Source organism: Streptomyces sp. (assembly GCF_036566765.1).
Taxonomy (GTDB): Bacteria; Actinomycetota; Actinomycetes; order Streptomycetales; family Streptomycetaceae; genus Streptomyces.
The window spans coordinates 1-6,880 of record NZ_DATCVQ010000052.1 but is presented as its reverse complement, the minus strand read 5'-3'; the positions used below and the strand labels follow the sequence as shown (position 1 = coordinate 6,880).

At 74.8% G+C, this 6,880-nt stretch carries 7 protein-coding genes and 1 pseudogene; 4 read left to right on the top strand and 4 right to left on the bottom strand.

Annotation, left to right across the window (positions count from 1 at the left end):
• Both VIU94_RS02685 and VIU94_RS02680 read left to right on the top strand, forming a co-directional pair.
• On the top strand, positions 1 to 569 hold a 569-nt coding region (locus tag VIU94_RS02685), incomplete at its 5' end, for a futalosine hydrolase (RefSeq protein ID WP_331907084.1).
• A complete protein-coding gene (locus VIU94_RS02680; RefSeq protein ID WP_331907082.1) occupies positions 566 to 1,411 on the top strand; it encodes a 1,4-dihydroxy-6-naphtoate synthase in 846 nt (281 codons plus the stop codon). The genes VIU94_RS02685 and VIU94_RS02680, both read left to right, overlap by 4 nt.
• 18 nt (positions 1,412 to 1,429) lie before the next feature.
• Here the strand turns inward: VIU94_RS02680 and VIU94_RS02675 are convergent, their stop codons facing one another.
• Positions 1,430 to 1,813: a cold-shock protein gene (locus VIU94_RS02675; RefSeq protein WP_331907080.1), complete on the bottom strand. Its 384-nt coding sequence runs from the start codon at positions 1,811 to 1,813 to the stop codon at positions 1,430 to 1,432.
• 153 nt (positions 1,814 to 1,966) lie between these two features.
• Between VIU94_RS02675 and VIU94_RS02670 the strand changes: the two genes are divergently transcribed.
• The gene (locus VIU94_RS02670; protein WP_331907078.1) at positions 1,967 to 2,233 is read left to right on the top strand and encodes a hypothetical protein; all 267 of its coding nucleotides are present in this window, start codon (positions 1,967 to 1,969) and stop codon (positions 2,231 to 2,233) included.
• On the opposite strand, the gene VIU94_RS02665 is transcribed toward VIU94_RS02670, so the two are convergent.
• Complete coding sequence (locus VIU94_RS02665; RefSeq protein ID WP_331907076.1) at positions 2,230 to 2,856, bottom strand: HAD family hydrolase; 627 nt, start codon at positions 2,854 to 2,856, stop codon at positions 2,230 to 2,232. The two genes, VIU94_RS02670 and VIU94_RS02665, sit on opposite strands and share 4 nt — an antisense overlap.
• Positions 2,857 to 2,918: 62 nt before the next feature.
• On the bottom strand, positions 2,919 to 3,752 hold the full coding sequence (locus VIU94_RS02660; RefSeq protein ID WP_331907074.1) for a hypothetical protein: 834 nt from the start codon (positions 3,750 to 3,752) through the stop codon (positions 2,919 to 2,921).
• Positions 3,753 to 3,815: 63 nt separating this feature from the next.
• Here VIU94_RS02660 and VIU94_RS02655 point away from each other — a divergent pair, with 63 nt between their 5' ends.
• Positions 3,816 to 6,482, top strand: coding sequence for a helicase-associated domain-containing protein (locus VIU94_RS02655; protein WP_331907072.1), 2,667 nt, complete (start codon positions 3,816 to 3,818; stop codon positions 6,480 to 6,482).
• A 10-nt stretch (positions 6,483 to 6,492) separates the two neighbouring features.
• Here the strand turns inward: VIU94_RS02655 and VIU94_RS02650 are convergent.
• Positions 6,493 to 6,880 (bottom strand): annotated as a pseudogene (locus tag VIU94_RS02650) (HAD-IA family hydrolase); the annotation flags it as partial.

The window sequence follows — 6,880 nt, the reverse complement described above, 5'->3', positions numbered from 1 at the left end:
CCCTCGCCTGGGCGGCCCTGGGGCACGGGCCCGCGGCCGGGCCGCGCACCGCCCCGTACGACCTCGTCGTCTCCGCCGGGATCGCCGGCGGGTTCCAGCCGCACGCGCCGCTCGGCGCGATCGTCGTCTCGGACACGATCGTCGCCGCCGACCTGGGCGCGCAGACCCCGACCGGCTACCTCCCCGTCGAGGAGCTCGGCTTCGGACGCTCCGTCCACCGGGTCCCCGAGGCACTGCCCGGGCGGATCGCGCGGGCGCTCGAAGGCGGCAAGCAACGCTGCCTCGTCGGGCCCGTCCTGACCGTCTCCACCGTCACCGGCGCCGCCGAGCGCGCCGCCGAGCTGGCGCGACGTCACCCGGGGGCCGCCGCCGAGGCGATGGAGGGCTTCGGGGTCGCCGAGTCCGCCGCCGCCTACGGCGTGCCCGCCGTCGAGATCCGCGCGGTCTCGAACCCCGTCGGCCCGCGCGACCGCGCCAACTGGCGCATCGGGCAGGCCATGGACTCGCTGCGGTACGCCTTCCAGCTGCTCAGCGGCACCGTTTTCGTCGAGCCGATGGAGGCGACGTGAAGCTGAGGATCGCGTACTCGCCCTGCCCGAACGACACCTTCGTCTTCGACGCCTGGGCGCACGGCCGGGTCCCCGGCGCGCCGCGGCTCGACGTCACCTTCGCCGACATCGACGTCACCAACGGCTGGGCGGAGCGCGGCGACACGGCGCACGACGTCCTGAAGGTCTCGTACGCGGTGCTGCCCTGGGTCCTCGACGAGTACGCGCTGCTGCCCTGCGGCGGCGCGGTGGGCCGCGGCTGCGGCCCGCTGGTCCTCACCACCGAACCTGGCGTGGACCTGACCGGGAAGACGATCGCGGTGCCGAGCGAGCGCTCGACGGCGTACCTGCTGTTCCGGCTCTGGGCGGCGGACGTGGTCCCCGGCGGCGTCGGGAACGTCGTCGTGATGCCGTTCCACGAGATCATGCCCGCCGTGCGGGACGGCCTCGTGGACGCCGGACTGGTCATCCACGAGGCCCGGTTCACCTACCAGGACTACGGGCTTCACAGCCTCGCCGACATGGGCGAGCACTGGGAGAACACGACGGGACTCCCGATCCCGCTGGGCGCGATCATCGCGAAGCGCTCGCTGGGCGAGGAGACGCTGCGGCTGCTCGCCGAGTCGGCGCGCACCTCGGTCCGGATGGCCTGGGACGACCCGGAGGCCTCCCGGCCGTACGTGGTCGAGCACGCGCAGGAGATGGACCCGAAGGTGGCCGACCAGCACATCGGGCTGTACGTCAACGAGTTCACGGCCGACCTCGGCGAGAACGGCTACGCGGCCGTGCGCGGCCTGCTGACCCGCGCCGCGGCCGAGGGACTGGTACCGCCCCTCGGCCCGGACGCGCTGCGTTTTCCGTAGGTTTCTCGTCGAGCGGGGTCAGACGTCCAACTGGTCGGCGACCGCGCGGAGCAGGCCCGCGACCTTCGCGCCCTGCGTCTTCTCGGGGTAGCGGCCGCGCTCCAGCATCGGCGTGATGTTCTCCAGGAGCGTCGTCAGGTCCTGCACGATCGACGCCAGCTCGTCGGGCTTGCGGCGCTGCGCCGCGGCCACGGACGGCGTCGGGTCGAGGATCACCACGGAGAGCGCCTGGTCGCCGCGCTGTCCCGCGACGACTCCGAACTCCACGCGCTGCCCCGGCTTGAGGGCGTCGACTCCGGCAGGGAGCACCGACGAGTGGACGAAGACGTCGCCGCCGTCGTCGCGGGAGAGAAAGCCGAAGCCCTTCTCGCTGTTGAACCATTTGACCTTGCCGGTAGGCACGTCTGTCCTCGTCCTCGTACTCGTCGGGTGCGCCGGAATACGGCTCTTGATGGGCACTGCTCTTGGCCCCCAGTGCACCAAGGCTAATGGTCTAGGGGCTGGTGACAAGACGTCGCCGGTTTGTTCCTTCGGCCTGGGAACTACCCTGGCCGAATGCGTAGTGAAACCCCCGCGAAGCCTTCGAACACCGCCGCTCCGGGTGACGGTCTGGTCCGCGCCGGTGCGATTGTCTTCATCGTCGGCGCAGTGGCCACTCTGGTCACGGTGGCCCCGCTGTTCCTGGGCACGGAGCCGTTCCCGACGATCGCGTACGCCGTGTCCATGCTGATGGGCGTCGGCTTCCTGGTCGCCGGGGCCGGTGTGCTGCGCTCGATCGCGGTGCAGCGCCGCCAGGCGCGCGCGGCCGCCGCGGGCCGCTAGCCGGCCCGGTAGGCGTCCCACCAGGCACGGAAGTACGTCAGGTCCGGCAGCACGACGTCCGCGCCGGCCGCCCGCAGCTCGGCCTCGTCGCAGGGGCCGGTGGGCACGGCGACGCTCGTCGCGCCCGCCGTCCTGGCCCCGCGCACGTCCCCGGTGTGGTCGCCGACGTACACGCCCGCGCCGTGCTCGCGCAGCGCCTCCGCCTTGCCCTCCGCCCACAGCCCGCCGACCACGGCGTCGGGGTCGATCCCGAGGTGCACGAGGTGCAGCTTCGCGTGCGCCTCGTTCTTCGCGGTGACGACGATCGCCCGGCCGCCCGCCTCGCGAACGGCTTGAATCGCATCCCGCGCGCCGGGCAACGGGAGCGAGGGCTCGATCGCGTACGAGGGGTAGAGCGCGCGGTACTGCGCGACCCGCTCGTCGATCTCCTCCGCCGGGAACCAGTGCGCGATCTCCTGGTGCAGCGGCGGCCCGAGCCGGCTGACCGCGAGGTCCGCGTCGATCGCGACCCCGGTCTCGGCGGCGAACGCCTCGTACGCGGCCTTGATGCCCGGCCGGGAGTCGATCAGCGTCATGTCGAGGTCGAAACCGACGGTCGGTGCAGTCATCGTCATGGGGGACATTGTGCCCGGGCGTTCGAAAACGGGGCGGTGACGGCCGCTGCTCAGGCCGCTGTCGACAGGCCCTAGACGCGGCGGGAGCGCCACGTCAGGTAGAGGGCTGAGGCCACGGCCGCCGCTCGGATCACCCAGGGCCACGTCGTGGAGAGGGCCTCGGAGATCGCGTCCGCGCCCGGGGGTATGGGGGCGCCCCAGCGGCCTTCCAGGCGGCCCCAGATCCAGATCGCGCCCGCTGCCGCGGCCAGACCCGGGAGGCCCATCACCGCGAGTTTGGACTCGAAGGGGGTCAGGCGGCGGGAGGCGTAGGCCAGGAGCCAGCCGCCTGCCAGGGCCAGGAGTGAGCCGAGCAGTGCGCCGACCACCAGGAGCAGGGCTGCCAGGAGGAGGAAGGGGTTGGGGAGGGAGAGCCTCAGGCGGCGGAGCTTGGTCTGCGGAGAGTCCTCCTCCGCGTACTCCTCGGCCGCCTCGGCCGCCTCGGCCGCCTCGTCCTCGTCCCGCTCGTCCTCCTCCGCCGGCGGGCGCAGTATCTCCGCCAGTTCCACCCCGCCCACGAAGCCCGCCGGGGCCTCCAGGCCGGGCTCCTCGGCCCACCAGTCCCCTGTCCCCGCGTCCGCAGTCCCCGCGTCCGCCGTCACCGGGTCCGTCACCGGCTCCTTCCTCGGGGACGGGATGCCCGCGCGGTCCACGACCTCGTCCGGGGCTCCGATGCGGCGCAGGATGCGTCGTACCGCCGCCGGGCTGTCCTCGCCGCCGATCGCCTTCGACCGCTGCCGGCCGATCTCCTCCCGCAGCTCCGACACGAGGTTCATCCGCGCCCCGGACGGCAGCTGCCGCTGTTGCGCCAAGTCCCCCACCCGGCTCAGGTAGTCGAAGACCAACTGGTCGCTCTCGATGCCCACAGTGCCCCTCCACAACCGGTCCGTCCCGACGGTAGCGCCTGCGCAGGGGCTAACGTGGGGCGGATGGGGACCGGCGAGCGCAATCGGGAGGCGCACGTGCCCGAACGGAATGGCGGTACGGACGGGAGTGGCGCGACACGCGCCGCCACCGCCCCGCGCACCCTCGCGGAGGCGCTCCGCGCCCGCGGCGACGAGGGGCTGGCCGCACTGCTGCGCGCCCGCCCCGACCTGCTCTCGCCGGTGCCGAACGACCTCACCCAGCTCGCCACCCGCGCCGGCACCCGCGCCTCCGTCGTCCGCGCCCTCGAACGCCTCGACCGGTTCGCCCTGCAGACCGCCGAGGCCCTCGCCGTAGCCCCGGACCCCGCCCCGTACCCCGTCCTCCTCGCGCTGCTCACCGGGGACGACGGCGACGGGGCCGTCGAGGCCGCGCTGCCGCACGCTGTCGAGCTGCTGCGCGAGCAGGCCCTGCTGTGGGGCGACGACGACCGGCTCCGGCTCGTCCGGACCGCCCGCGAGCTCCTGGCGCCCTCCCCGCAGCACCCGTCCCCCACCGGCCTCGGCCCCTCCGTCGCCGAGGCCACCGCCGGCATGTCCCCGGGCCGGCTCCAGGAGATCATCGCGGCGGCCGGGCTGCCCCCGACCCACGACCCGGTGTCCGCGGTCGCCTCGTTGACGGAGCTCTTCACCGACCGCGCGCGCATGGGCGCGCTGCTCGACACCGCCGCACCGGACGCCCTCGCCGTCCTCGACCGGCTGGTCTGGGGGCCGCCGTACGGGGAGGTCACCGCCGACCCCGCACCGCCGGTCCGCTGGCTGCGCGACCGCGGCCTGCTGCTGCCCGCCTCGCTGCGCACCCTCGTGCTGCCCCGTGAGGCCGCGCTCCATCTGCGTGGCGGGCGCGCCCATCGCAGCGTCGAGGCCGTCCCGCCCCGCGTCGAAGTCCTGCGCGAATACCGTCCACAGGTTGTGGACAGCGCCGCGGCCGGCCAGGCTCACACCGCGCTGGCCACCGTCGAGGAGCTTCTGCGGGAGTGGAACGAGGGCGGCCCCGCCGTGCTCCGCTCCGGCGGCCTGTCCGTACGCGACCTCAAGCGGACCGCGGCTTCCCTCGATGTCAGCGAACAACTCGCCTCGTTCTGGCTGGAGTTGTGCCTCGGGGCGGGGCTGCTCGCCTCGGACGGCGAGGCGGACGAGCGGTACGCTCCGACGCCCGCGTACGACGACTGGCTCGACCTGCCGCCCGCCGAGCGCTGGGCCCGCCTCGCCACCGCCTGGCTGGCCGGCACCCGCACGGCCGGTCTGGTCGGCGGCATGGACTCCAAGGGGCGCACGCTGTCGGCGCTCGGCCCCGACCTCGACCGCTCCCCGGCCCCCGAGGTCCGCCGCCGCGTCCTGACTCTCCAGGCCACCCTCCCCCCGGGCGCGGCCGCCGACCCGGAGACCGTCCTCGCCCGCCTGAGCTGGGAACGCCCGCTGCGGGGGACGGCAGCGGGCGGGGGTACGCGTACGGGGACGGCCGCCCCGACGGGTACGGGCACGGGCACGGCGACCACAAGCACCACTGCCGGACCCCCCGCCCGCTCCGCCGTCGCTTCCCCCTCCCCCACCGACCTCCGCTCCCGGCTCGCCGTCTGGACGCTGAACGAGGCCGAGTTGCTCGGGCTCACCGGGCGGGGCGCGCTCTCCGGGCCCGCGCGGGCGCTGCTCAACCTGCCGCTCGCCGAGGCCGCGCCCGACCGCCCCGTCGGCGAGGTCGGCGGCGGGGTCGAGCCGTCGCTCGCCGCCTCCCGCGCCGCCACGCTGCTCGCGCCGCTGCTGCCCGAGGCGGTCGACCACGTCCTCCTCCAGGCGGACCTGACCGCCGTCGCGCCCGGGCCGCTGCGGCGGCCGCTCGCCGAGACCCTGTCCGTCCTCGCGGACGTCGAGTCGAAGGGCGGCGCGACGGTATACCGGTTCACGCCCGGGTCCGTACGGCGCGCCCTCGACGCCGGCCGGTCCGCGTCCGACCTGCAGGAGTTCCTGGCCGCGCACTCCCGCACCCCGGTGCCGCAGCCGCTCGCGTACCTGATCGACGACGTGGCCCGGAAGCACGGGCACCTGCGGATCGGCGCGGCGTCCGCGTACGTCCGCTGCGACGACGACGCGCTGCTCGGCGAGATCCTCGCCGACAAGCGGTCCGCGTCCCTCCGGCTGCGAAGACTCGCCCCGACCGTGCTCGCCGCGCAGACCGACCCCGCCTCGCTGCTCGACGGCCTGCGCGCGATGGGGTACGCGCCGGCCGCCGAGTCCGCGGAGGGCGATGTCCTGATCACCCGCGCCGACACGGTCCGCACGCCGCCGCGCAGCGCGCCCGTGCCCGTCCCGGACGGCCCGCCCGCGCCCGACGCCACCCTGCTCGGCGCGGCGGTACGCGCCATCCGCGCCGGGGACCTGGCCTCGACGGCGGTCCGCAAGGAACGCCCCGACGCGCCGCCGCGCTCCCCCGGCGAACTGCCCCGCACGTCCCCCGCCGACACCCTCGCCACCGTGCAGGCCGCGGCCATGACCGGCTCGGCGGTCTGGATCGGCTACGTGAACGCGGACGGGGCCGCCAGCCAGCGCGTGATCGCCCCGGTCCGGGTGGAGGGCGGCTTCGTCACCGGCTACGACCACACGGCGGACGAGGTCCGCACGTACCCGCTGCACCGCATCACGGGTGTGGCGGAACTGGTGGACGACGAGAGCTAGCCGACGCGCGCTAGACGACCGCGAACGTCGTCAGCACCGCCGCGTGGTCCGACGGCCACGCGTTGGCCGCGACGTGCGGCCACAGGTCGGGCGTGCCCGTGACCACGGTCCGCGCGTCGAGCACATGCAGGCCGCGGCCGTTGTGCAGGACGTAGTCGATGCGGTCCTGCGGTTCGGGCCGGCCGCTGCCGGAGCCCTCGTCCGGGTGCATGTCGTGCACCGGGGACCAGGTGTGGCGACCAGCTCGTCGGCGGGCAGCCCGTCGAAGTCGGCCTCGTACGGCCCGTACGGGGTGTAGTGGAGGTGCGCCGTCCACACGTCCACCTCGTGCTCCCCGTCCATCCGGATGCGGACGCCGGCGGCCGAGCCGGTGCTGATCGAGCGGACCGTGTACGCCG